Origin of the sequence: Nocardioides sp., assembly GCF_041393715.1 — a bacterium.
Lineage (GTDB): Bacteria > Actinomycetota > Actinomycetes > Propionibacteriales > Nocardioidaceae > Nocardioides.
The window spans coordinates 253,567-278,566 of record NZ_JAWKJQ010000004.1; the positions used below are offsets into that span (position 1 = coordinate 253,567).

At 73.1% G+C, this 25,000-nt stretch carries 23 protein-coding genes; 10 read left to right on the top strand and 13 right to left on the bottom strand.

Features of this window, described 5'->3' with window-relative positions; genetic code table 11:
* Positions 1–46: 46 nt before the first annotated feature.
* From R2740_RS08390 to R2740_RS08415, 6 genes are all read right to left on the bottom strand, one after another.
* Positions 47–355 carry a hypothetical protein gene (locus tag R2740_RS08390; protein WP_371302225.1) on the bottom strand — a complete coding sequence of 103 codons (309 nt, stop codon included), beginning with the start codon at positions 353–355 and terminating at the stop codon, positions 47–49.
* Positions 348–2,369 carry an FAD-dependent oxidoreductase gene (locus tag R2740_RS08395; RefSeq protein WP_371302226.1) on the bottom strand — a complete coding sequence of 674 codons (2,022 nt, stop codon included), beginning with the start codon at positions 2,367–2,369 and terminating at the stop codon, positions 348–350. The genes R2740_RS08390 and R2740_RS08395 overlap by 8 nt, the downstream gene beginning before the upstream one ends.
* A gap of 29 nt (positions 2,370–2,398) precedes the next feature.
* Positions 2,399–3,103 carry an anti-sigma factor domain-containing protein gene (locus R2740_RS08400; RefSeq protein ID WP_371302227.1) on the bottom strand — a complete coding sequence of 235 codons (705 nt, stop codon included), beginning with the start codon at positions 3,101–3,103 and terminating at the stop codon, positions 2,399–2,401.
* Positions 3,096–3,710, bottom strand: a complete 615-nt coding sequence (sigK, locus tag R2740_RS08405; protein WP_371302228.1) for an ECF RNA polymerase sigma factor SigK — start codon at positions 3,708–3,710, stop codon at positions 3,096–3,098. Before sigK ends, R2740_RS08400 begins: the two co-directional genes overlap by 8 nt.
* Before the next feature lie 43 nt (positions 3,711–3,753).
* Positions 3,754–4,407: a fasciclin domain-containing protein gene (locus R2740_RS08410; RefSeq protein ID WP_371302229.1), complete on the bottom strand. Its 654-nt coding sequence runs from the start codon at positions 4,405–4,407 to the stop codon at positions 3,754–3,756.
* A gap of 142 nt (positions 4,408–4,549) precedes the next feature.
* Entirely contained in the window at positions 4,550–6,070 is a 1,521-nt protein-coding gene (locus R2740_RS08415) for a molybdopterin-dependent oxidoreductase (RefSeq protein ID WP_371302230.1), read from the bottom strand.
* A gap of 81 nt (positions 6,071–6,151) precedes the next feature.
* On the opposite strand from R2740_RS08415, the gene R2740_RS08420 reads away from it, so the two are divergent.
* The 7 genes from R2740_RS08420 to R2740_RS08450 all read left to right on the top strand — a co-directional run bounded on the left by R2740_RS08420 (position 6,152) and on the right by R2740_RS08450 (position 15,101).
* On the top strand, positions 6,152–6,898 hold the full coding sequence (locus tag R2740_RS08420; RefSeq protein WP_371302231.1) for an enoyl-CoA hydratase-related protein: 747 nt from the start codon (positions 6,152–6,154) through the stop codon (positions 6,896–6,898).
* A gap of 58 nt (positions 6,899–6,956) precedes the next feature.
* Positions 6,957–7,505: a SigE family RNA polymerase sigma factor gene (locus R2740_RS08425; protein ID WP_371302232.1), complete on the top strand. Its 549-nt coding sequence runs from the start codon at positions 6,957–6,959 to the stop codon at positions 7,503–7,505.
* Positions 7,502–8,818 carry a hypothetical protein gene (locus tag R2740_RS08430; RefSeq protein ID WP_371302233.1) on the top strand — a complete coding sequence of 439 codons (1,317 nt, stop codon included), beginning with the start codon at positions 7,502–7,504 and terminating at the stop codon, positions 8,816–8,818. The genes R2740_RS08425 and R2740_RS08430 overlap by 4 nt, the downstream gene beginning before the upstream one ends.
* A 93-nt stretch (positions 8,819–8,911) precedes the next feature.
* On the top strand, positions 8,912–11,077 hold the full coding sequence (locus R2740_RS08435; protein ID WP_371302234.1) for a UvrD-helicase domain-containing protein: 2,166 nt from the start codon (positions 8,912–8,914) through the stop codon (positions 11,075–11,077).
* Positions 11,078–11,257: 180 nt separating this feature from the next.
* On the top strand, positions 11,258–13,159 hold the full coding sequence (locus tag R2740_RS08440; protein ID WP_371302235.1) for an anthranilate synthase family protein: 1,902 nt from the start codon (positions 11,258–11,260) through the stop codon (positions 13,157–13,159).
* 92 nt (positions 13,160–13,251) lie between these two features.
* Positions 13,252–13,842: an aminodeoxychorismate/anthranilate synthase component II gene (locus tag R2740_RS08445; RefSeq protein WP_371302236.1), complete on the top strand. Its 591-nt coding sequence runs from the start codon at positions 13,252–13,254 to the stop codon at positions 13,840–13,842.
* Positions 13,839–15,101, top strand: a complete 1,263-nt coding sequence (locus R2740_RS08450) for an anthranilate synthase component I family protein (RefSeq protein WP_371302237.1) — start codon at positions 13,839–13,841, stop codon at positions 15,099–15,101. Before R2740_RS08445 ends, R2740_RS08450 begins: the two co-directional genes overlap by 4 nt.
* Here R2740_RS08450 and R2740_RS08455 read toward each other — a convergent pair.
* Positions 15,019–16,518, bottom strand: coding sequence for an ATP-binding protein (locus R2740_RS08455; RefSeq protein WP_371302238.1), 1,500 nt, complete (start codon positions 16,516–16,518; stop codon positions 15,019–15,021). The genes R2740_RS08450 and R2740_RS08455 overlap by 83 nt on opposite strands.
* A 3-nt stretch (positions 16,519–16,521) precedes the next feature.
* Entirely contained in the window at positions 16,522–17,223 is a 702-nt protein-coding gene (locus R2740_RS08460) for a response regulator transcription factor (RefSeq protein ID WP_371302239.1), read from the bottom strand.
* Positions 17,224–17,384: 161 nt separating this feature from the next.
* Here R2740_RS08460 and R2740_RS08465 point away from each other — a divergent pair, with 161 nt between their 5' ends.
* Positions 17,385–19,262, top strand: a complete 1,878-nt coding sequence (locus R2740_RS08465; RefSeq protein ID WP_371302240.1) for a SulP family inorganic anion transporter — start codon at positions 17,385–17,387, stop codon at positions 19,260–19,262.
* 8 nt (positions 19,263–19,270) lie between these two features.
* Here the strand turns inward: R2740_RS08465 and R2740_RS08470 are convergent, their stop codons facing one another.
* The 5 genes from R2740_RS08470 to R2740_RS08490 are packed head-to-tail and all read right to left on the bottom strand — an operon-like array spanning position 19,271 to position 22,322.
* Positions 19,271–20,149 carry a fructosamine kinase family protein gene (locus tag R2740_RS08470; protein ID WP_371302241.1) on the bottom strand — a complete coding sequence of 293 codons (879 nt, stop codon included), beginning with the start codon at positions 20,147–20,149 and terminating at the stop codon, positions 19,271–19,273.
* Positions 20,146–20,715 carry a low molecular weight protein-tyrosine-phosphatase gene (locus tag R2740_RS08475; RefSeq protein WP_371302242.1) on the bottom strand — a complete coding sequence of 190 codons (570 nt, stop codon included), beginning with the start codon at positions 20,713–20,715 and terminating at the stop codon, positions 20,146–20,148. The genes R2740_RS08470 and R2740_RS08475 overlap by 4 nt, the downstream gene beginning before the upstream one ends.
* Positions 20,712–21,104, bottom strand: coding sequence for a phage holin family protein (locus R2740_RS08480; protein WP_371302243.1), 393 nt, complete (start codon positions 21,102–21,104; stop codon positions 20,712–20,714). Before R2740_RS08480 ends, R2740_RS08475 begins: the two co-directional genes overlap by 4 nt.
* Before the next feature lie 11 nt (positions 21,105–21,115).
* The gene (locus R2740_RS08485; protein WP_371302244.1) at positions 21,116–21,607 is read right to left on the bottom strand and encodes an NUDIX hydrolase; all 492 of its coding nucleotides are present in this window, start codon (positions 21,605–21,607) and stop codon (positions 21,116–21,118) included.
* 10 nt (positions 21,608–21,617) lie between these two features.
* Positions 21,618–22,322, bottom strand: coding sequence for a GntR family transcriptional regulator (locus tag R2740_RS08490; protein WP_371302245.1), 705 nt, complete (start codon positions 22,320–22,322; stop codon positions 21,618–21,620).
* A 186-nt stretch (positions 22,323–22,508) separates the two neighbouring features.
* Between R2740_RS08490 and R2740_RS08495 the strand changes: the two genes are divergently transcribed.
* Both R2740_RS08495 and R2740_RS08500 read left to right on the top strand, forming a co-directional pair.
* Positions 22,509–23,405 carry a dimethylarginine dimethylaminohydrolase family protein gene (locus tag R2740_RS08495; protein WP_371302246.1) on the top strand — a complete coding sequence of 299 codons (897 nt, stop codon included), beginning with the start codon at positions 22,509–22,511 and terminating at the stop codon, positions 23,403–23,405.
* 585 nt (positions 23,406–23,990) lie between these two features.
* Positions 23,991–24,977 (top strand): glutathione S-transferase family protein, encoded by a 987-nt coding sequence (locus R2740_RS08500; protein WP_371302247.1) that lies wholly within the window; start codon positions 23,991–23,993, stop codon positions 24,975–24,977.
* The last annotated feature ends 23 nt before the right edge of the window (positions 24,978–25,000 follow it).

Here is a 25,000-nt window from a genome sequence, read left to right on the forward strand (position 1 = left end):
TGCAGCCGCGCCGGCACCAGCGTCCCGATCTCCGCGGCGAGGACGGTCAGCAGGCGCGGCAGGTCGGGGAGTCCCAGGCGCCGGTCAGGTAGCCCTCGCCGAAGCCGATCAGCCCGTCGCGCCCGATCCGCGCGTAGAACTCCTGCGGCCGGTGCAGCACGATGGTCGGCCGAGGCGTCGCGTCCGCCGGGTCCTTGGTGACCACGCACAGGTCGAAGCGGCGCGCGACGGCGTCGAAGAGCCGGCGCGTGACCGCGGCGGAGACCCTGGTCCGGGGCCGGACGGCGCGGTGAACAGGCCCGGCCAGCGCTCGTCGGCGTCCTGCCGGCGGTCGTCGAGCTGGGTCATCAGACACCCTCCTGTCGGGAATGGTCCGGGCGCGGACGGATGGGGAGGCGGCGGGCCCACAGCCGGACGCCGTGCGCGCGGATGAGCAGCGAGCCGGTCAGCGCGGCGGGGGCGGCGCGCAGCAGACGGCCACGCGACGGGACGCCTCCTGCGCGCCCCGTGAGCGAGGCGGAGAACACGGCCTCGCGCCCGGTGTCGTCGCGGTCGCTGCGCAGGGTCACCGCCACGCGCAGCTCCTCGCCCGGCAGCGGCACGGCCAGCCGGTAGTGACCGTCGGTGCCGTGGAAGGGCGAGACGTACATCCGCTTGTCGGTGGTGGCGCGACCCTGCGCGTCGGGATGCACGAGATAGGCGTGCCGGTCGCCGTAGGTGTTGTGCACCTCGACGACGACGGCGGCGAGCTGATCGCGCCGGTCCAGGCACCAGTGCACGCTGATCGGGTTGAAGCAGTAGCCCAGGGCCCGGGCATGGGCCGCCATCAGCACCCGGCCGTCGGTCAGGTCGACGCCCCTGGCCCGCAGGAACGCCACCACGTTGTCCTTGATCGACCGGCCCGGGTCGCCGAGGTGGTCGCGGGCCTCGAAGCGGCCGAGGACGCCGTGGTCGGGGAGCGCGTCGAGGTCGACCAGCCAGGTGTGGGTGCGGTGGGTGAACGTGCGACGGAACGGCGTACGCCGGGTGTGCGTGACCGTCGTGTCGTAGAGCGCAGGCGTGGGCGGCGGCGTGGCCGCCTCCTCCCAGCGGAAGCCGAGCCTCTCGGCGGCCGCCAGCCCGGAGCGCGCGCCGTCCTCGTGGAACCCCCACCCGTGGTAGGCCCCGGCGAAGACCACCCGAGGGGTGTCGATCTCCGGCAGCCGGGCTTGAGCCGCCACCGAGGCGGGGGTGTAGAGCGGGTGGGCGTACTCCCGGGTCGCGAGGATCGTGTCGGGGTCGACGCGGTCGCCGCCGCCGAGGGTGACCAGGTAGCGGACGTCGGTCGGGAGCCGCATCAGCCGGGTGAGGTCGTAGGTGACGGTGACCCGTCCCTCGTCCGTCGGCGGCCGCAGGAAGTTCCAGGACGCCCGCGCCCGCCGGGCCGAGGGGAGCAACGAGGTGTCGGTGTGGAGGTGGGCGGTGTTGCGGGAGTAGGGGATCGCCCCCAGCACCTCCCGCTGGGCGGGGCTGGGGTCGGCGAGCAGCGCCAGCGCCTGGTCGGGGTGGGTGGCGACCACCACCGCGTCGTAGCGCCTCGTCTCGCCGTTGCCGTCGGTGACCTCCACCCCGTCGGCGGTCTCGGCCACCGACGTCACCTTCGTGCCGAGCCGCACCTCGTGCAGCCCCGCGGCGACCCGGTCGACGTACTCGTGGGAGCCGCCGGTCACCGTCTTCCACTGCGGCGAGCCGAAGACACCCAACATCCCGTGGTGGTCGAGGAAGCGGAACAGGTAGCGGGCCGGGTAGTCCAGCGCGAGGGCCGGGTCGCACGACCACACGGCGGCCACCAGCGGCTCGGCGAACTGCCGCCGGAAGGTCGCGGAGAAGCGACCGGCCTCGAGGAACTCGCCGAAGGTCCGGTCGTCGCCGGTGCGGGCCAGGAGCCGGCGGGCGCGCCGGTGGAAGCGCGGCACCTCCCCCAGCATCCGGAGGTACGCCGGCCGGAGCAGGTGGGCCGCCGTCGGGAACAGGCCTCGCCACCCCAGCGCGCCGGCGTACTCCAGGCCGGAGGCCCGGTCGGACACCGACATCGACATCTCGGAGTCCTGGGTCCGGATGCCCAGCTCCCGGAACAGCCGCAGCAGCACCGGGTAGGTGCGCTCGTTGTGCACGATGAAGCCCGTGTCGATGGCGAGCTCGCGGCCGCGCTCGACGACCCGATGGGTGTCGGCATGCCCACCGAGCCGGCCGTCGGCCTCGATCAGCGTGACCCGGGCGGTGCGCGCCACCACGTGAGCCGCCACCAGCCCGGCGACGCCGGAGCCGATGACGGCCACGTGTCCGGGTGAGGGGGAGGGGGTCCCCTCACCCTTCGGGGTGGGTGTCATCCCCGATGCGGTTCCCTTCCGTGCCGGAGTCATGCCTGCTGGAGGTCGAAGAGTGCGATCGGCTCGCTGGTGGGCTCGGGTGAACCCCCGGCGGGCTCGACCGTGATGCCCGCGCCGACGGCCGCGGACGCATCGCCATCGAGCAGCACCGTCTGGTCGGGGCGCACCGGCATCAGCCCGGCCGGCGCCATGTGGCCGTCGGGATGCTGCAGCCAGAGCTCGTAGACCTTGCCGGCGGGGGGAGGCGCCATGTCGGTCGTGGTGATCACCGCACGTCCTTCGGAGACCGAGCGGGTGAGGGTCGCCGTCGAGCCATCGGGGAACGACAGGCGCACCGCCTGGGCGTCGCCCGCGCTGAGCACCCGGTCGGCCGCGGTCAGCGTCGGCGCCGAGCTGGTCCACGGCTGCCAGGCCGCGAGCCCGACTCCCAGGACCGCCAGCACCGCGGCGGCCACCAGGAGGGGCAGCCAGCGCCGGCGAAGGCGCGAGGCGCCGTGCGGCACCACGGGGGGCAGCGGGCGCACCGTCGCGATGTCGGCCAGCACCCGGTCGCGCAGTCCCGGAGGCGGCGCGGCCGCGGTGTCGTCGGCCAGCAGGGCGGCGGCCTCGCGCAGGCTCTGCACCTCGGCTCGGCAGTCCTCGCACTCGGCGAGGTGTCGCTCGAAGCGTGCCCGCTCGACGTCGTCGAGCGCATCGACCGCGTAGGCGCCGGAGAGCGCATGCAGGTCACTCATGCCAGGGCCCTCCTACTCCCATGAAGTCTCGTAGTCGGATCAGACCATCCCTGATCCGGGTCTTGGCCGTGCCGAGCGGCAGGTCGAGCAGGGTCGCCACCTCGGTGTGGGTGTAGCCCCCGAGGTAGCTGAGCTCGATCGCCTCTCGTTGCACCGGCGTCAGCTGGTCCAGCGCGGCCCGGACCCGTCTCGCCTCCAGCGAGGAGTGGGCCGTCTCGGCGGTGGCGTCGTGGGCGACGTCGGTCTGCCGGCTCTGGAACGCCGTGTCGCGCCGGGTCGCCGCCTCCGCCGAGCGGACCCGGTCGACCGCCTTGCGATGGACCAGGGTGAACACCCAGGAGATCGCGCTGCCGCGTGCGGGGTCGAACCGGCTGGCGGTGCGCCACAGGTCGAGGTACGCCTCCTGGGTGACCTCCTCGGCCTGCGCCGGGTCGCGCACCACCCGCAGGGCGAGCCCGTAGGCGCGAGCGGCGGTGGCGTCGTACAGCTCGGCGAACGCCTGCTGGTCGCCCCGAGCGGAGCGACGGAGCAGCTGGGCCAGGTCGGGGGCAGACCCCTCCGGCGACCCGTGCGGGCCGCCGGAGGGAGTCGGCTGGATCTGGTTCACGTCAGGATGATCCTTGCGTCTTCTGTCCGGTGGTGGAACCGGATCAGGGCATCAGGACCGTGTCGATGACGTAGACCGTCGCGTTGGCGGTGGGGATGTTCCCGCACAGGACGGCGGCGTTCTCGGCGCCGACGGTGAAGTCCTCACCAGAGCCCTTGACGGTGATCGTGTCGCCGTTGAGGGTCTCGTGCTCGCCCGCGAGCTGGTCGGGGGAGAGCTGACCCGCGACCACGTGGTGGGTGAGGATCGAGGTCAGCGTCTTCTTGTCCTTGAGCACGGCCTTGAGGTCCTTCGCCGGGATCTTGGCGAACGCGTCGTCGGTCGGTGCGAAGACGGTGATGCCGTCCGCGGAGTTCAGCGTGTCGACCAGGCCGGCCTTGCCGACGGCGGTGACCAGCGTGGTCAGCAGCGGGTTGGCGCTGGCCGCGGTGGCGACCGGCTCGGTGGCCATGCCGTTGAAGGAGCCGGCGCCGTCCGCGGGGATGAGTGCGCAGCCGGGCCCGAAGGTCTGGGCGCCGGCGTCGGCCGCCTCCGTGCTGGTGTCCGTCGTGGGCGACTCGGCCGGGGTCGAGGCGGCGGGGGTGCTGGTCGCGTCGCTCACGGTGGACCCGTTGTCGTCGCTCCCGCAGGCGGCCACGCCCAGGGAGAGGGTCAGCGCCAGGGCCGCGAGCCCGGTGGTGCGGTGCAGCTTGGTCATGGTCGTTCTGCCTTTCCGTTGCCGCCGGGTGGTCCGGCGGTCGGTGGTCTGGTGGTGCGTCGGGGGATCTCCCCGGTGTGCACGAGTGGTTCGGAGCCGGGCTGGGAGCGGATGGGTGCGGATCTCGGAGGGCGTCGGTGGGCTAGGCCACCGACACGACGATCTGCTGGATGCCGCTGGCGCCGTCGGGGAAGGGTGTCGTCCGTACGGCGGTCTGCACCTCGCCGTCGAGGGTGGTCGCGCGGGCCGCGAGCTCGTGGCTGCCCGGTGTGGCGTCCCAGGGGAGGAACCACTGCCGCCAGTAGTCGACGCCGACGTCGGGTCCCAGCGTCGCCTCCCGCCACGCACCCCCGTCGACCTGGACCTCCACGCGGGCGATGCCGCGGTGCTGCGCCCAGGCGACTCCGCCGATCACCAGTCGCCCCGCCTTGCTCGTGGAGAGCGGTCGTGGGGTGTCGATGCGAGCGGCGACCTTGATCGGGGCGTCGGTCGCCCAGTCCCGCCGGGTCCAGTAGGCCTGCGCCTCGTCGTACGTCGTGAGCGTGAGGCGGCTCAGCCACTTGGTGGCGCCGACGAAGCCGTAGAGCCCGGGAGTCACCAGCCGGGCCGGGAAGCCGTGCTGGACGGGCAGCGGGGCGCCGTTCATGCCGACGGCCACCAGCGTGTCGCGGCCGTCGAGCGCCACCTCCAGCGGGGTGCTGACGGTGAAGCCGTCGACATCGGTCGAGAAGAGCTGGTCGGCCCGGGTGTCCGCGATGCCGGCCAGGTCGAGCAGGTCGCCGATCGGTACGCCGAGCCACCGGGCCGAGCCCACGTAGGCGCCGCCGACCTCGTTGGAGACGCAGGTGAGGGTGATGTCCCTCTCGACCAGGTCCATCGCGAGGAGGTCGTCGAGGCCGAGGCTGACCGTGCGGCCGACATCGCCGTCGATCGTCAGCCGCCAGGAGTCGACGTCGATGGTGGGGAGCGCCAGCCGGGTGTCCACACGGTAGAACTCCGCGGTGGGCGTGCGCAGCGGCGAGATCCCGGGGTGGGCGCCCTCCAGGCCCGTTGCCAGGGGCGGCGCTGGGTCGGCGGCCGGCGGAAGGGTGAGCGAGCCGGGTCCCGTGCGCGCCCGGGCCAGCCACTCGCCGGTCCCCGCCAGCGCCGCGGCACCCAGCGCCACGGCGGCCAGGAAGCCGCGCCGTGAGGCCCCGGCGTCCGGCAGCACCCCACCGTGCCGCCGGTCGCCAGGGCGGACCAGGAGGACGAGTGCCGTCACGCCGACGGCCGCGGTCACCAGGGCGGGGAGCAGATCGAGTGGCCGCGCCGACGGCCGGGAGAGCGCGGCGGCCCCCGTCGCCGCCGCGAGCCCCGCGAGCATGCCCGCCCCGGCGCGGAGGCGTGTCCGCGCCACCAGGCCGGCCACGGCCGCCAGCACGAGTGCGCCCAGCAGCACGCTGCCGATCAGCAGCGGCTTGTCCTTCGTCCCGAAGGTGCCGACCGCCCACTCCTTGACCGGCGTCGGCGTCAGGTCGATCACCGTGGAGCCGATCGCCAGCACCGGCGAGGTCGCCGGGTCGGTGGCGCCGGCGACCAGGTGCCCTGCCGCGGCGCCGAGCAGCGCCGACGCCGCTCCGGCGGAGGCTGCGAACGGGCGTGAGACGACGGTTGAGGTGGGCATGGACGGGGTTCGTTGCGGTGCGTCGCCCCGGATGGGGCGAGGCGGGGGCCGCCCACGCCGGTGTGCGGCAGGATGGCGGCCATGAGCGAGCTGGTGCACTACGCCGTCGAGGGAGCCGTCGCCACCGTCACCCTCGACTCCCCCCAGAACCGCAACGCGCTGTCGCGTCAGCTGGTCACCGAGCTCGGTGAGCGGCTCGCGGCTGCCGAGGCCGACCCGGCGGTGCTGGTGGTGCTGCTGCGCTCCTCGGGCCGGGTGTTCTGCTCCGGGGCCGACCTGTCGGAGGCGTCCGCGGGCGGGATGGAGGAAGGCACCCGCGCCATCGTGGCGCTGCAGCGGGCGATCGTCGCCAGCGCCAAGGCGTACGTCGTCGAGGTCGCCGGTCCGGTCCGCGCGGGTGGCATCGGGCTGGTCGCGGCGTGCGACGTGGCGATCGTGGCCGACGAGGCGACCTTCGCCCTGACCGAGGTCAAGCTCGGCCTGGCGGCCGCGATCATCTCGCTGACCGTGCACCACCGGATGTCTCCGCGAGCGGCCGCCCTCACCACCCTGGGCGGTGAGGTGTTCGGCGGTGCCGAGGCGGCGGCCTACGGCCTGGCGACCAGGTCGGTGCCCGCCGCGTCGCTCGGCGACGAGGTCTCCGCGGTCTGTGCGTCGCTGGCGACCGGTAGCGCGCAGGGGATGCGCGAGTCCAAGCGGGTGCTCAACCGCGACCTGCTGGCCCGGATCGACGCCCACGGCGAGGAGCTGGCGCTCCTCAGCACGGAGCTGTTCGGCTCGGCGGAGGCGCGCGAGGCGATGGCGGCCTTCCTGGCCCGCCGGACGTAGCGGAGATTTCTCCGGGAGTCGGGCAACCGAACACCCGGCCCAGCCGGTGCGACAGGGTGTGACCATCTCGACTGTGGGGGAGGCGGGGGAGCTCGTGACCCGGCCGGCGGACTTCGAGGACTTCGTCGCCGCGCGCTCCACCGCGCTGCTGCGGACGGCGTACCTGCTGACCCGCGACCGGGACCTGGCCGAGGACCTGCTGCAGACGTCGCTGGCGAAGGCCTGGTTCGCGTGGGACCGGATCGAGGGCGAGCCGGAGGCCTACGTCCGCCGGATCGTGGTCAACACCTACGCCTCGTGGTGGCGCCGCAAGTGGCGCGGTGAGCTGCCCACCGGGGAGCTGCCCGACGACGGCGCCTCCGGGCCCGACAGCGACGCGACCCACGACCTGTGGCAGGCGCTGGGCCGGCTGCCGCGCCGGCAGCGCGCGGTGGTGGTCCTCCGCTACTTCGAGGACCTGACCGAGGCGCAGACCGCCGAGCTGCTGGGCTGCTCGGTCGGCACCGTGAAGAGCCAGGCGAGCAAGGCGTTCGCGAAGCTGCGGATCGACCCGGCGCTGGCGAGGGACGACCAGCGCGACACGGCCATCGAGGAGGGCCGGGCATGAACACCATCGAGGACCTGCGCGCGACCCTGCACGGGCACGCCGACGAGATCGAGCACGACGCCTTCCCTGCGCGGGCGGCGGGGGTGCGCCAGCGGGTGGCCGTCTCCCGCCGGCGGCGGCGGGCCGCCGTGGCCGGCGCCGTGGCCGCGGTGCTCGCCGTGGTGGGAGGGGTCGCGTTGCTGCCCGCTCGCGAGACGCCCGATCCCGCCGCCGACCGGCAGCTCGCCGGGCAGACCGCGCCTGAGACGATCGACTCGCTGGGCTACACGTTCCGCTTCGAGCGGGGCTACGAGGGCGAGGGGCAGCGCCGGGTCCGGGTCGACGCGTCCGACGGCCCGCTGATCGTGTCGTGGGCGGCGTCGGGAGACGGCCTGAGGCTACGCACCAACCTTGCGACCGACGGCGACCCGTCGCTGTCCAGCAAGGCCGGCGCCAGCGACTTCAGCGAATGGAGCCTGGTGCTCCCCGGTCAGCGGGGCTGGATCGACGCCCGAGCCAAGTCCGGCGACGTCGCGCTCGCGGTCTACACGCTCGACCAGGTGCCGCCCGGAGTCACGAAGGACGGGATGACCTATCGACAGGAAACGCCCGATGGGTCGCTGATCGCCGCCGCCATCGGCGACCAGGGTCAAACCGAGGTGAGCCTTCGGGTGACCCTGCCCGAGGGCCGGATCGGCTTCGACAGCTTCTGCTCGGCGCAGCAGATCAAGGTCGCGCACGGGCTGGCGCCCAACGTCGAATGGTTCATCGACGGCAAGGTCTTCTACGGCAGCGAGTCCTGCAACGGGCCCGATCACGACTACGACCTGTACTCCGGCGTCCAGTACTCCCCCGGGGGCGGGATCAGGCTCGGCAAGCACCGGTACGAGGCGGGGGACACCGTCACGGTCACCGCGCGACTGGTGACGGAGCCAGGAGACGCACAGCTCGTCGACGACCCGCAGGCCCGACTGGGCTTCGCGTTCTACAGCCTCGCCGACGGCAACAACCGGCGGGAGCAGGGCGGCCACGTCTACCAGCGGATCGCGGGGCCACGGCCGGTCGTCTCCGGTGCCACGATCACGATCGACGTCCCGGACGTGTCGGTGCCGGTCATCCCCGTCGTGACGGTGCCGGCAGACGGCTTCCAGACCTGGGAGATCTGGGTCGACGGCGACCTTGACCACACCTTCGAGAACGGCCTCGGGGAGGCGGTGTCGCTCACCATCTCGACGATCGAGCCTGGGCAGTCCCGCCGTGTCGAGCTGCGCCTCGCGTCGGGCACGCTGCCCGACGAACCGGTGCGCGCGCGCTACTTCGAGCGGATCGACTGACGGGACTCCTGACGCGTCGCCGCCACCTCGACGGTAGGCTTGTCCACTCGCCGGAAACGGCGGCAGGCACAGCAGGAGAAGGACGGGCCGAGAGTGGCAGACGAGCTGGTCGCACGCGAGATCGCGGCCGAGCAGGAGTTCGTGGACCGCGTCTACGTGCAGCTGGAGAGGTCCGCGGCCGCCGCTCAGGCGCTGGCCCGCGAGGGCCACGGCCGTGGTGCGCTCGGCCACGAGGGCGGTCTGGTCGAGCGCGACGCCATGGTCTTCCAGGCGGCCCGCCGGATCGCCCAGCTCGACGCCGCCCATGAGGGCCTGGTCTTCGGCCGCCTCGACCTGCGCCCCGAGCTCGACCCGGAGCCGCGCTACATCGGCCGGATCGGGCTGCGCGACGACGACCGCGACTCGCTCCTGGTCGACTGGCGGGCGCCCGCCGCGGCGGTGTTCTACCAGGCCACCGCGGCCACCCCGGCCGACGTCGTACGCCGGCGGGTGCTGCGCTGCTCCGGCGACACGGTCGTCGGCGTGGAGGACGAGCTGCTCGACGCGGAGGCCGAGACCGATCTGCCGATCGTCGGTGAGGGCGCGCTGATGGCCCAGCTCTCCCGGGCCCGCGACCGCTCGATGCACTCGATCGTGGCCACCATCCAGGCCGAGCAGGACCGCGCGATCCGCGCACCCGCGAAGGGCGTGGTGTCGATCTCGGGCGGTCCCGGCACCGGCAAGACTGTCGTCGCGCTGCACCGGGCGGCGTACCTCCTCTACACCGACCGGCGCCGCTACGAGGGCGGCGGCGTGCTGGTGGTCGGTCCGTCCGGCGTCTTCATGCGCTACATCGAGCGGGTGCTGCCCTCGCTCGGCGAGACCGCGGTGGCGCTGCGGTCGCTGGGTGAGGTCGTCGACGGCGTCCGTGCCGTGCGACACGACGAGCCGGCGGTCGCCGACGTCAAGGGCGCCGGCCGGATGGCCGAGCTGATGCGGCGCACGGCGCGCCAGCAGGCACCGGGCAGCCCGGCCGAGTTCCGCACCTTCTGGCGCGACGACGTGATCACCCTGGCTGCCCGCCAGCTGGGCCAGATCCGCCGGTCGCTGATGTCCCACGGGCAACGCAACCGGCAGCTGCCGCGGGTCGCGTCGGCGCTGCTCGACGCGATGTGGCGCCAGGTGAAGGGCGAGCGCGGTCTCGAGCGCGGCCGGGAGGCGTTCGAGGACGAGATGCTCTCCGACCAGAGGTTCGTCGACTTCGCGCTGGCCTGGTGGCCCCCGCTCGATGCGCCGACCGTGCTCGGGTGGCTGGCCGACCCGGAGCTGCTGGCGCGCGTGGGCGAGGGCGTGGTCTCGGCCGCCGACCAGGCGCTGCTCACCAAGTCGTGGGCCGACGGTGCCGCTCCGTCGGTGGAGGACGTCCCGCTGCTCGACGAGCTCCGCTACGCCCTGGGTGACGTGCCCGACCGGCGCGACGACGACCACGAGCTCGACGACCACGTCGGCGGCGACCTCCAGGAGCTGACGACGGCCGCCGACCGGGAGTACGCCCCCGCCGGCCGGCCCTGGGCGCCGCCGACCCACAAGATCGAGGACGACGGCTATGCCCACGTGCTCGTCGACGAGGCTCAGGACCTCACGCCGATGCAGTGGCGGATGGTCGGCCGCCGGGGCCGCGCCGCCACCTGGACCGTCGTCGGCGACCCGGCCCAGTCGTCGTGGCCGCAACCCGCCGAGGCGTCGGCCGCGCGCGCCGAGGCGCTCGACGGGAAGGTGCTGCACGAGTTCCACCTGTCGACCAACTACCGCAACTCCGCGGAGATCTACGACTACGCCGCCGCCTACGCCCGCCGCGTCGGCCTCGACGCCGACCTGCCGACCGCCGTCCGCGCGACCGGCGTCCAGCCGGTCGAGCGGACGGGGGTCGGTGACCTGGAGGCCGCGCTCCGCGAGGAGCTGGTGGCGATGGCGGGGGCGGTGTCGGGCACCGTCGCGGTCGTCGTACCCGTGGCCCGGAGGGCCGAGGTCAACGGCTGGCTGGCCTCCTGGCCGGAGCTCGCCGCCGAGGCCCCCGGCGCCGTCGAGGCCGCGCGGGGAGACGCTCCGTCGGGCGAGGACCGCCTCGTCGTCCTCACCGGACTCGACACCAAGGGCCTGGAGTTCGACGGCATCGTGGTCGTCGCCCCCGACGAGATCGAGACCGAGTCCGCCACCGGCCGGGCCACCCTCTACGTCGTCCTCACCCGCGCCACCCAGCTGCTCACCCTCCTCCGCTGAGGTTGACCCGGCAGAACCTCGGTTGACCCGTCCGAACCTCGGTTGACCCGTCCGAACCTCGGTTGACCCGGCAGAAGCTCGGGGTTCCCGGCCTGAACTTCCGCCGGGTCAACCTGAACTTCTGCCGGGTCGACCTGGACGGGCAGCGAGGGGCGCCGGGCAGCGCCGTAGGGTTTGCCCATGTCCGAGCAGACCACGCCCGCCCGCGCCGCCCTCGACGCGCTGCTGGAGCACGAGGCGTGGGCGGTGATCCGGCGATCGACCCGGGCCGGTGACCGGGACACGGTCGGGCTGGTGGGCGGCACCCGCAGCGAGGTGGCGTCGATCCTCGACGTACCGCTGGCCGACGGCATCCCCCAGGCCGGCCACATCGCCGACCGGCTGCTGGCGATCCCGTTCCGTCAGGTCCGTGAGCGGGGCTTCGTGGCCCACGACGACGGGACGCCGCTGGTCGTGGTCGACGTCCAGTCCGAGCGCGAGTTCACCGTCGCCGAGATCATCGACGCGATCGACGAGGTGCCGGTGGAGTTCGCCGACCGCGGCGGCTTCGACATCGACGACGACGAGTACGCCAAGCTGGTGCGCGCCGTCATCGACGACGAGATCGGCCAGGGCGAGGGCGCCAACCTGGTGATCGGCCGGCACTACCGAGCGACCCTCGCCGACTGGGGCCACGACAAGGCGCTCGCGGTCCTACGGCGGCTGCTGGAGCGCGAGCGCGGCGCCTACTGGACCTACTGCTTCTTCACCGGCGACCGCTACCTCATCGGCGCGACCCCGGAGCGGCACGTCACGATCCACGACGGCGACGTGCGGATGAACCCGATCTCCGGCACCTTCCGGATCCCGCGCGAGGGCGACGTGAAGGGTCCGCTGATGCGGTTCCTGCGTGACGAGAAGGAGATCTACGAGCTCTTCATGGTGGTCGACGAGGAGCTCAAGATGATGTGCGACATCTGCCACGAGGGCGGCCAGGTGCTCGGGCCGTTCCTCAAGCCGATGAGCCACCTCGTGCACACGGAGTACCTCCTGGCCGGCCGCACCTCCCGCGACCCGCGCGCGATCCTCCGCGACTCGATGTACGCCGCCACGGTCACCGGCAGCCCGGTCGAGAACGCCTGCCGCCTGATCGCCAAGTACGAGCCCGAGGGTCGCGGCTACTACGCCGCGGCGCTGGCGATCCTCGGTCGCGACGAGCAGGGCGGCCCGATGGTCGACAGCCCGATCGTGATCCGCACCGCCGACGTCTCGCTGGACGGCCGCCTCACCGTCACGGCCGGCGCGACGCTGGTGCGTGACTCCGACCCGGCCCACGAGGTCGCCGAGACGCACGCCAAGGCCGGCGGCATCCTCAGCGCCTTCGGGCTGGTCCCGGCCGCGCCCGCGCCGGACGTCAACCTCGCCGAGCTGGTCAACGACGAGGACGTGCTGATCGCCCTCAACTCGCGCAACCAGCGGCTCTCGACGTTCTGGCTCACCGACCAGAGCGGCGCCGCGGCCGACCCGGTGCTCGCCGGCAAGCGGGTGGTGATCCTCGACGGCGAGGACGACTTCGTCAACATGCTGCGGCACGTGCTGGGTGTGCTCGGCATGACGTCGGAGGTGGTCCGCCACGAGGAGTACGCCGACGGGGTGCTCGACGACGCCGACCTGGTCATCGTCGGTCCCGGTCCCGGCGACCCGCGCGACGGCGACGACGTGAAGATGCAGCGGCTGCGGGCGGCCGTCGACCGGCTGATGGAGCGGCAGCAGCCCTTCCTCGCGGTGTGCCTGGGTCATCAGGCGCTCTGCCACCACCTCGGCATCCCGCTGACCTTCAAGGACATCGTCTTCCAGGGCACCCAGTCGCCGGTCGCGATCGACGGGCGGACCGAACGGGTCGGGTTCTACAACACCTTCGTCGGTCGGCTCGGCGCCGCGCCCGCACCGGACGGCGTACTCGTCGAGGCCGATCCGGAGACCGGCGACATCCACCTGCTCGCCGGCCCGCACTACCGCGGCATCCAGTTCCACGCCGAGTCGATCCTCACCCAGCACGGCCTGGAGCTGCTGCACTCCCTCGTCCGGGGCCTGCTCGCCTGAGCGATAGTCCGGCGCGAAAGGCACCGTGCTCGGCGGCTCACGCGTGCTTTTCGCGCCGGACTATCGAAGGTGGCGGGCGATAGGTTGACCCGGTGCAGACGCCGGACGTGGTGGTGGTCGACCACTACGACTCCTACACCTGGAACCTCGTGCACCTGATCGCGGAGGTCACCGGGCGGCTGCCGAGGGTGGTGGAGCACGACCGGGTCGACGCCCAGGAGGTGCTGCGGCACTCCCACGTCGTCCTCTCGCCCGGCCCGGGCCACCCCGCCGACGGGCGCGACTTCGCCGTCGGCCGCGACGTGCTGCTCGCCGGCACCCGGCCGGTGCTCGGCGTCTGCCTGGGCATGCAGGGCCTGGTCACGGCGTACGGCGGCACGGTCGAGCGCGAGGTGCCGGCCCACGGGGAGATCGCCCGGATCAACCACGACGGCCGCGGCGTCTTCACCGGCCTCCCGCAGCACTTCCAGGCGGTGCGCTACCACTCGCTGGCCGCGCTCGCGCTGCCCGGGGAGATCGAGGCGACCGCCGCCTGCCCCGGGCCGCGGGACGACGGCCCCTGGGTGGTGATGGGCGTGCGGCACACGACCCTCCCGCTGGAGGGCGTGCAGTTCCACCCCGAGTCGATCCTGTCCGAGCACGGCGCCGCGATGGTGACCAACTTCCTGGCCGGTGCGCGATGAGCGGCGACCCGGTCGAGGACGACAGCGCCGACTGGGCGGCCTACTTCCGCGACCTGACCGCCCGGCACCGCCGCTGCTTCTGGCTCGACGGCGGCGGCGCGCGGGCCTGGTCGGGCCGCCGCTCGATGATCGGGTACGTCGCCGACGACGGCCTCTCCCTGACGTACGACGGGGCGCGCGGCGAGGTCACCCGGCACCACGCCGGCAGTCGCGACGTCGTGGGCGATGACCCGTTCGCGGCCCTCGAGTCGGAGCTGAAGGCGGGCCCGCCGGACGCGCACTGGGTCGGCTACTTCGGCTATGCCGCGCGCCCGGACCTCCCGGCCCGGCCCGACCCGCACCTGCCCGACGCGGTGTGGATGCGCGCCGACGAGCTGCAGTTCTTCCAGCACGACCTGCCGCCGCGCCCGGCGACCCCGAGTCCGCAGGCCGCGACCGCCCCACCGCCCGGCGACTATGCCGCCGCGTTCGCCGAGGTCCAGGAACAGCTGCGCGCCGGCAACAGCTACGAGGTCAACCTGACGTACCGGGTCGAGACCGCCAGCGCGCTGCCCCCGCCCGAGGCCTACCTCCGGCTGCGCGCGCTCAACCCGGCCCCCTATGCCGGCTACCTCCAGCACGACGTCGAGGGTGCCCGGGCCTGGCTGCTCAGCTCCTCGCCCGAGCGCTATGCCCTGATCACCGCGGACCGGCTGCTCGAGACGAAACCCATCAAGGGCACCACGCCGCGCGGCGCGACGCCGGAGGACGACGAGCGACTGCGGGCACACCTGGCCAGCGACCCGAAGTTCCGCGCCGAGAACCTGATGATCACCGACCTGCTGCGCAACGACGTGGCGATGGTCGCCGAGCCCGGCACGGTCGAGGTGCCGAGCCTGATGGAGGTCGAGTCCTACGCCTCGGTGCACCAGCTGGTGTCCACGATCCGCGGCCGGCTCAGCGACGTCGTCACCCCGGTGGGGGCGCTGCGCGCGCTGTTCCCGGCCGGGTCGATGACCGGCGCTCCCAAGCTGCGCACGATGCAGGTGATCGACGCCGTCGAGGCCACCCCGCGCGGGGTCTACGCCGGCGCGTTCGGGTGGGTCGGCGCCGACGGCCGCGCCGACCTGGGCGTGGTGATCCGCAGCCTGACCACGGCCGGCGACGGCCTCTGGCGGCTCGGCACCGGCGGCGGGATCACGGTCCGCTCCGACGCGGCCGAAGAGTACGACGAGTCGCGCTGGAAGGCGGAGCGGCTGCTCGCGGTGTTTGCGCCATAGCGTCGGCCAGCTCGGGGGCCTCGGGCCACGAGCGGCCGGGCAGCTCCAGCGACAGCCGGGCCCCGCCGCCGTCGGCGCGGGACGCGGTCACCGACCCGCCGTGCCGCTCGGCCACCTGGCGGACGATCGCCAGACCGAGCCCCGAGCCGGGCATCGACCGAGACTCGTCGGCGCGGTAGAACCGCTCGAAGACGTGCGGCAGGTCGGCCGCCGCGATGCCCGGTCCCTGGTCCTCCACGACCAGCGTGGCCAGCCCGTCACCGGGGGTGAGCCCGACCGTGACCGTCCCGCCGGGCGGGCTCCACTTCACCGCGTTGTCGAGCAGGTTGGTCACCGCGCGCTCGAGCGTCCCGCTGTCACCCTCGACCCCCCACGGACGGAGGTCGACGGCGAAGTGCAACGCCCCCGCCGGCGAGGCCGGCGCGCGCCGGCGTACTCGCGCCAGGGCGCGCTCCACGACCTCGCTCAGCTCGACCTGCTCGTCGGGCATCGCGGGCCGCTCGTCGCGCGCCAGCTCCATCAGGTCGCCCACGAGCGTCGAGAGCTCCTCGATCTGCGCACGCACGTCGGCCAGCAGCTCGGCGCGGGCCCCCTCGGGGAGCGCGCCGGCGGTGGCGGGGTCGTCGGCCTGGGCGAGCAGGTCGAGGTTGGTGCGCAGCGAGGTGAGCGGGGTGCGCAGCTCGTGGCTGGCGTCGGCGACCAGTCGCCGTTCGCGGTCGCGGGCCGCACCCAGCGCGACGAGCAGCTGGTTGAAGGCGGTGGCCAGGCGGGCCACCTCGTCGTCGCCCTCGACGGCCAACGGGGCGAGCTCGCCGGTGCGGGCGCTGTCCTCGACGGAGCGGGTCAGTCGGCGCACCGGCCGCAGCCCGTTGCGGGCCACCGCCCAGCCGGCGAGCGTCGAGGCCAGCACGCCGGCCAGCCCGAACAGCAGCGTGACCAGCCCGAGCTGCCGGAGCACCTTCAGCTGCGGCTCCTGGGACTGGGCGAGCACGAGTGCCTCGCCGTTGCCGGACGGCACCGTGACGACCCGGAAGTGGGTGCCGTTGGCGACCACGGTGCGGATCATCTGGTCGCGGGTGCCGGCGGCGACCTGCAGCTCCTCCGGGCCGAGGTTGAGGGTCGGACCCCGGTCGGCGGACCGCGAGTTGCCCAACGTGTCGATGAAGATGATCCGGACATCGGCGGCACCCAGAGCCCATGACGGCACCTCGTAGCGGGTGCCGGTGATCCGGTCGAGCTCGCCGCCCTCGACGACCTTCTCGGCCCGGCGGGTCAGCGAGTCGTCGAACGACGACTGCATCTGCATCCGCACCGCGACGTAGGCGCCCAGGGCGACGAAGGCCAACGAGGCGCCCACGGCGATGGTCGCGAGCAGGGTGACCCGGCTGGCCAGCGACCGGCGGTAGTGCCAGCCCACGGCTCAGGTCTCCTTGAGGACGTAGCCCACGCCGCGCACGGTGTGGATCAGCCGCGGCTCCGACTCGGCCTCGGTCTTGCGGCGCAGGTAGCCGACGTAGACCTCCAGCGAGTTGGCGGTGGTCGGGAAGTCGTAGCCCCACACCTCGTCGAGGATGAACGCGCGCTCGAGCACCCGGCGCGGCCGGCGCAGGAACATCTCGAGCAGGGTGAACTCGGTGCGGGTGAGCTCGATCAGCCGGGTGCCCCGGCGTACCTCGCGGGTCGCGAGGTCCATCGACAGGTCGGCGAAGGACAGCACCTCGTCGTCGTCGCCCTCGGCTGGGACGACCCGGCGCAGCAGGGCGCGCAGCCGGGCGAGCAGCTCGGCCAGCGCGAACGGCTTGGTGAGGTAGTCGTCGGCGCCCGCGTCGAGGCCCTCCACCCGGTCGCCGACGGCGTCGCGGGCGGTCAGCACCAGGATGGGCACGTCATTGCCCGCGGCGCGCAGCGCCTTGGTCGCCGCGATGCCGTCGAGCGTCGGCATCATCACGTCCATCACCACGACGTCGGGGTTGGCCGTCCCGACCCCGGCCAGGGCCTGGGCGCCGTCGGCGGCCATCGTCACGTCGTAGCCGTTGAACTCCAGCGAGCGGCGCAACGACTCCCGCACGGCCTGGTCGTCGTCGACGACCAGCACCCGGGGGCGCGCAGCGGCAGAGCTCACCGGGTCAGCGTGTCACGGATCTCTGAACGACGCCTGAGAGGTGCGCCGCCGTCGGCGGCGTGCCGTGACGGTCGGGGGAGGATACGTTCGGTTGTGAATCTCGACCGCGGGGCGATATCGTGACCGGAAATGTCCGGTCAATTGCAGGGAGGGTACGCCGGATGATCACCCCGACCACGGGTCGCGGCGCCACCAGCCCGGCCCTGCGGCTGTTGCCGTTCCTGGCCTGGCGCCACCGGGTGACCCGCGCCCACACGCGTGCCGACATGGTCGCCGGCCTGACCGGCGCGCTGCTGGTGCTCCCGCAGGGGGTGGCCTTCGCGACCATCGCCGGCCTGCCGCCGGAGTACGGCCTCTACTCCGCGATGGTGCCCGCGATCATCGCCGCGCTCTGGGGGTCGAGCTGGCACCTGGTGACCGGCCCGACGACGGCCATCTCGATCGTCGTGTTCGAGGCGGTCTCGCCGCTGGCCGAGCCGGGCACCGACAAGTTCATCGAGGTCGTCCTCACGCTGACCCTGCTCACCGGCCTGTTCCAGCTGGTGCTCGGGCTGGCGCGGATGGGCGCGCTGGTCAACTTCATCTCGCACACCGTGGTGGTCGGCTTCACCGCGGGCGCCGCGGTGCTGATCGCTGCCGCCCAGATCAAGAACTTCCTCGGCCTCGACATGCCGCGCGGCCTGTCCCTGTGGGAGACGCTGCGTCAGGCGGTCGAGAAGGCCGACCAGATCGACTGGTACGTCGTCGCCGTCGGCGCGGCCACGCTGCTGACCGGCATCCTCCTCCGCAAGCGCCTCAAGCAGCTGCACATGATCATCGCGCTGGTGGTCGGCAGCATCGCGGCCATCCTTCTGGACCCCCTCGACGGTCCCGGCCAGGACATCGCCACGGTGGGCGCCCTCCAGTCGGGCCTGCCGCCGCTGAGCCTGCCCGACTTCTCCTCCGGGACCATCGGCGAGCTGATCGTGCCCGCCATGGTGGTCACCCTGCTGGCGCTGACCGAGGCCGTGTCGATCTCGCGCTCGCTGGCCCTCAAGTCCGGGCAGTCGATCGACGGCAACCAGGAGTTCATGGGTCAGGGCCTGGCCAACATCTTCGGCAGCTTCTTCTCCTCCTACGCCGCCAGCGGCTCCTTCAACCGCAGCGGCGTCAACTTCGCCGCCGGGGCGAAGACGCCCCTCGCGTCGGTGTTCTCGTCGTTCTTCCTGCTCGCGATCCTGCTGGCGGTCTCGCCGCTGGCGGCCTACCTCCCGACCGCGGCGATGGCCGGCATCCTGTTCCTGGTCGCCTACGGGCTCATCGACGGCCACCACATCCGCTCGATCCTGAGCACCAGCCGGCGCGAGGGCGTGATCCTGGTGGTGACGTTCGTGGGCACCCTGATCAGCCTCGACAAGGGCATCCTCGTCGGCATCGCGCTGTCGCTGCTGTTCTACCTCTACCGCACCTCGCGGCCCCAGGTGATCTCGGTGCTGCCCGACTCCGACCCCTCCGGCTACTACTACGTGCCCGTCGACGGGGCGCCCGAGTGCCCCCAGTACAAGATGGTCCGGGTCCAGGGCTCGCTCTTCTTCGGCGCCGTCAACCACGTGCAGCGGGTGCTGCGCCGCATCGACGAGATCAACCCCGGCCACAAGCACGTCATGCTCGCGGCGACCACGGTCAACTTCGTCGACATCGCCGGCGCCGAGATGCTGGCGCAGGAGGCCGCCCGGCGCCGGGAGCTCGGCGGTGGGCTCTACATCTACCGGCCGCAGCCGTCGGTGGTGGAGCTGCTCGAGAAGGGGGAGTACCTCCACGAGATCGGCGAGGAGAACCTCTTCCCCACGAAGACCCACCCGATCGACACGGTCTACCCCCGGCTCGACTCCGACATCTGCCGCACCTGCACCGCGCAGGTGTTCCCGCAGTGTCGCGTCGCCCTGCCCAACGGCGAGGCGCGCGACCCGGCGGTGCAGCGGTCGACGGTGCGGGTCGCCTCCGACGATGCCGACGCCTCGTGGGCGGCCGACGAGGCCGCGCCCTACGACGGGGACTGACGGCCCGCTCAGGCGAACGCCGACACGACGGCCGCCGCGCGGGCGGCGTACCCGCCGCCGAAGAGGCAGGCGTGCACCAGCAGCGGGTGCAGCTGGTGCAGCCCGACGCGGTCGCGCCAGCCGTCGCCGAGCGGCGCGGTGGCGTCGTAGGCGTCGAGCACCTTGGCGAGCTGCGGCAGACCGAACAGCGACAGCATCGCCAGGTCGGTCTCGCGGTGCCCGCCGTGGGCCGCGGGGTCGATGATGTGGGCGTGGCCGTCGTGGCCCCACAGGACGTTGCCGTTCCAGAGGTCGCCGTGGACCCGTGCCGGGCCCTCCTCGGGCACCAGCTCGGCCAGGCGCGGGAGCACCGACTCGATCACCGACACCTGATCCTCGGTCACCGACCCCCGGTCGCGGCCCAGGCGCAGGTAGGGCAGCACCCGCCGCTCGGCGTAGAACTCCGCCCAGGAGTCGGCGCCCCGGTTGGCCAGCGGCAGCCGGCCGATGAAGCCGTCGGTGTGGGCGCCGGCGTCGTCGACGGCGCCGTAGCCGGGTGCCCCGGCGGCGTGGGTGGCGGCCAGCGCGGTGCCGAACGCGGTCGCGGCCTCGGCGCCCGGCTTGCCCTGCTCGACCCAGCGCAGGATCACGCACTCGTCGTCGCCGGCCAGCACCTCCGGCACGGGTACGCCGGCCTCGACGGCGCCCAGCCAGCGCAGCCCGCGCATCTCCGCGGCGAAGAAGCCCTCGGGCGGCCGTGGGTGCGTCTTCATCAGCGCCGTGGTGCCGTCGGAGAGCCGCAGCTTGGTGGCGGTGGCGATGTCGCCGCCGGCCACGGGCGCCGTCGCGATCACCGCGCTGTCGAGGAGTGCCTCCGCGCGGCGGGCGATGACCGGCTGCCGGGTCATCGCGGGTCGGGCTCCTCGGCGGACACGGAGCGGCGCAGCGCGGCCACGATCGCCTCGCTGGTGCGCTCGACCACGGCCAACACCTCCTCGAACCCGTCAGGCCCACCGTAGTACGGGTCCTCGACGTTGCCGCCGGGGTGCACCGGGTCGAAGTCCCCGAAGAGCAGCACGTGCTCGGCAGGGTCGCCGGCCGCGCGGGCCTGGGCGCGGAGGTCGCGCAGGTGGCCGTCGTCCATCGCGAGCACCAGGTCGTAGCCGTCGACCCAGGAGCGCGGCAGCTGGCGGGCGCGGTGGTCGTGCGGGTGGTAGCCCGCCGCCGCCAGGGTGCTCGCCGACCGTCGGTCCATGCCGTCGCCGACGTGCCAGCCGCCGAGGCCATAGCTGTCGACGGCGACCGCGTGCTCGAGTCCGGCCTCGGCGAGCATCGAGCCGAGCACCACGTCGGCCGTGGGGGAGCGGCAGATGTTGCCGGTGCACACGATGGTGACGCGGTAGCGCCCGGCGGTCCTGGGTGGGGGCAGCGTCGGCTGCCGGTCGCCGGCCGCGGTCCCCCCGGGCCCGGTCATCGGTCGTCGTCGTCGACGAGGATGTTGATGAACCCGGTGACCAGGGTGATCACGATGCCGCCGCCCAGCGCCGGCCAGAAGCCGTCGACGTGGAAGCCCAGGTCGGCCTGGCCGGCGATCCAGCCGGTGAGCATGAGCATCAGCGCGTTGATGACCAGCAGGAACAGGCCGAGCGTCAGGATGATGACCGGCAGGCTGAGCAGCTTGACCACCGGCTCCACCACGGCCGACACCAGCCCCATGATCAGCGCCACGATCAGCAGCGGCACGATCTTCTCCTGCCACTCGGCCTGGCCGGAGCTGGGGCCGTCGAAGCGGATCCCCGGGATGAGCCAGGCCGCCACGGCCAGCGCGACGGCGTTGGTCAGCAGCCAGATCACGAGCTTCACGGTCGTCGAGCCTAGACGGTGGGCCGGGCGAGCCAGTCGTCGAGCAGCCGCTGGAGCTCGTCGGGATAGAGGGGACACGCGTCCTCGTCGCCGTGCACCGGCCGCCACTCGGCCCAGCCGGGGTCGCCGTTGTCGTGGAAGACCCGTCCCTCCGCGGGCACGATGTCGGCCTCCGCGAGCGTCCCCGTGAACAGGAAGACGACCTCGTGACCGAGCTGGCCGTCGAGCTCGAAGATGTTCTCCACCACGCCGAGCATGGCCTCCGGCCGGAACGTCGCGCCCAGCTCCTCGGCGATCTCGCGGACGACGGCCTCGGCGGCGCGCTCGCCCGGCTCGACACCGCCGCCGAGCGGACGGTGGAAGTCCTGACCCGCCTGGTTGCGGGCCCGGAACACCAGGTGCCGGGAGCGATCGGCGTCGAGGACGACGGCGAGCGCCTTGACCCGGACCTGCGAGGGGTCGGTCGACCCCGGCTCGGTGGTCGGGACCTGGTCGTCGCTCACCGGGGCCCCGTCACTCCGGCGGAGCCTGGAACAGCGCCTCGCGGATCGCCACCTCGGCGTCGGCGAGGTGTGCCTCGAGGTCGGCGGTGGCGGCGGCCACCTCGCCGGCCTCCAGCAGCTCCAGCAGGTGCGTGTGCGAGCCGGCCTGGTCGTGGGCGTTGCGGCGGATCCGGTCGATCTGCGCCAGCGCGACCTTGAGCTCGGCGATCAGCGTCTCGGCCATCGCCACCAGGCGTGGCGACTCCTGCAGCCCGACGAAGGACAGGTGCAGCGTCAGGTGCCGCTCGTTGAGCTCCTGGTAGGACGCGTCGGCGGCCACCGCGGCGGCGTACTCACGCAGCGCGGCGCGGACCGCGTCGCGGGCCTCGTCGGAGGCCTCGGCCCAGCGGCGTACGCCGGCGATCTCCAGCACCGCCCGGGCCCGGACCACGTCGGTGATCGCCTCGGGGTCGGGGGAGGCGACCGAGACGCCCCGGTTGGGCTCGCGGATCGCGATGCCCTCGGCGACCAGCAGGCCGAGCGCCTCGCGCACGGTGGACCGGGCGACGCCGAGCGAGTCGGCCAGCGCCACCTCCCGCAGCGGCGTTCCGGACTCGAGCTCGCCGTCGAAGACCGCTCGGCGCAACTCCTCGGCCACCCGGTCGACGGTGGAGGAGTGGGTCAGCGTCAGCCCGGCGAACGGCGTCGGGTCGGTCGCTGGCTCCGGTGCGGGCATGGCTCCATTCTTCCCACACCCGGGTGCCCGCCGCCGAGCGGGCGGTCCCCACCGGGTGCCGCCGGGACTTGCGCGAGGTGGGCGAAACCCGCACACTGCTGGTCGGATTGTCCGACAATCAGTCAAAGGACCAACCAGGGAACAACCGAGCCGGGTCGACGCCGTCCCCGGGTGAGAGGGGGCGAGATGACCGAGCAGGACCAGCTGCAGTGGGGCTACCGCTACGTCAAGGTGGAGCCGAGCCACTTCCGGGTCGACTACCAGATCAACCCGTTCATGGACCCCGCCGACCAGCCCGACCCCGCGCGCGCCCGGGAGCAGTGGGAGGCGCTGGTGGCGACCATCGAGCGGCTCGGCGGCCGCGTCGACGTGCTCGGGCAGCGCGAGGACGCCCCCGACATGGTCTACGCGATGAACCTCGGGCTCGGCGTCGAGACCGTCGACGGTCGCCCGCACGTGGTGATGTCGCACATGCGCTACCCGCAGCGCCGGATGGAGACCGGCTCGGCGGAGCGCTGGTTCCTCGACAACGGCTTCACCACGTCGTACGTCGGCCGCGACGGGGTCGGCGCCCACTTCGAGGCCGGCGACGCCTTCGCCTTCGGCGACGCGCTGCTGGTCGGCTACGGCCCGCGCACCGAGGAGCTCGGGCTCAAGCACCTGGCCAAGGACCTCGACATCCGGGTGCGCGGCTTCCGGATCACCCACCCGGGCATGTACCACCTCGACCTGGCCTTCTGCCCGCTCTCGCCGACCCGGGCGATCGTCTGCCCGGCCGCCTTCGACGACGAGTCGGCCGCGGCGCTGCTGGCGCTGGTGCCCGACCCGCTGGTGATCAGTGAGGAGGAGGCACTCTCGACGTTCTGCGCCAACTCGATCGTGATCGGCTCGACCGTGGTGATGCCGGCCTGCCCCGACCGGGTGCGCGCCCAGCTCGAGGAGTGGGGCTTCACCGTCGAGGTCGTCGACGTGTCGGAGTTCCACAAGGGCGGCGGCTCGATCCGGTGCATGACCAACCCGGTCGACCTGCGCATCGGTCGCGACCTGGCCCATGTCCCCGGCGGTGAGGTCATCCTCCCCTAGCGCGACATGCGCGGAATGGTCCCGCGAGATGCAGGGAATGGTCCCGCGAGATGCGGGGAATGGTCCCGCGAGATGCGGGGAATGGCCCGGCGAGATCTCCCGGCCTCCGGGCCGGGCGCGGTCCGCGCAGGGTCAGGCCCCCGGTCCTAGGCGTGACTCCTGGCGTCACCATTTCCGACATGTCGGCCCGCCATTTGGCGCATGTCGCGGGGCCAGGTGGGACATCTCGTGGGGCCATTTCCGGCATGTCGTGGGACGAAGAGGGGCCCGACGGCCCGTACTCGGGATAGGACCGTCGAGCCCCTCATCGTGGCCGGTGGCCGCACACCCTCCGCCAGCCGGCTCCGGGGGTGGGGCCCGCGGCCGGTCGTCGGAGGGTCCCCACGTGCCGTGGGCCACCCGCCATGCACTGGGACGGCCCCGTGCGGCCCCCATGACGCGACTTTCGCATGGAGATGTGAAAATTTCGGGGCATCGGCGTCGGAGACTCCCTCGACGAGCGGGCGGGTTTATCGAGGTGCCCGGCGGGGCACTGGATGGTTGAGGTGACAACCACCGGCCGTGAGGTCAGGGAGGAGGGACGCCGTGGGTGAGCACGCCCCGACGTACGTCACCGGCGGTGAGGAGTATCGCCGGGACACCCGCTACCTCCCCGACCGGATCACCGCCGAGCCGGGCCGCAGTCGCGACCCGCACCGGAGCGCCGCCGTCGACTCCGCCACCTGGCCGGTCGAGCCCGGCCGCTACCGCCTGGTCGCGGCGCGCGCCTGCCCGTGGGCCAACAGGTCGATCATCGTGCGCGAGCTGCTCGGGCTCCACGACGTCCTCTCCCTCGGCACCCCCGAGCCGACCCACGACGCCCGCAGCTGGACCTTCGGGCTCGACCCCGACGGCCTCGACCCGGTGCTGGGGGTGCACCGGCTGCGCGATGCCTACCTCGCCCGCGACCCCGACTACGACAAGGGCATCACGGTGCCGGCCATGGTCGAGATCGAGAGCGGCCAGGTGGTCACCAACGACTTCCCGCAGATCACCCACGACCTGTTCTTCGAGTGGTCCGACTTCCATCGAGAGGACGCCCCCGACCTGTGGCCGGCCGACGTTCGCGAGGAGATGGAGGAGGTGATGCGGCGGGTCTACACCGACGTCAACAATGGCGTCTACCGCTGCGGCTTCGCCGGCTCACAGGCGTCCTACGAGCGCTCCTACGTACGCCTGTTCGCGGCGCTCGACTGGCTCGAGGAGCGACTGGCGACCCGCCGCTTCCTGATGGGCGCCGAGCCCACCGAGGCCGACGTACGCCTGTTCACGACGCTGGTCCGCTTCGATGCCGTCTATCACGGCCACTTCAAGTGCAACCGCAACAAGCTGACGGAGATGCCGGCGCTGTGGGGCTATGCCCGCGACCTGTTCCAGACGCCGGGCTTCGGCGACACCGTCGACTTCCACCAGATCAAGCAGCACTACTACCTCGTCCACGGCGACATCAACCCGACGGGGATCGTGCCCGTCGGGCCCGACGAGAGCGGCTGGCGCACGCCCCACGGCCGCGAGTCACTGGCCTCAGGCTGAGCAGGCCGTACGCCGTCCGAGCG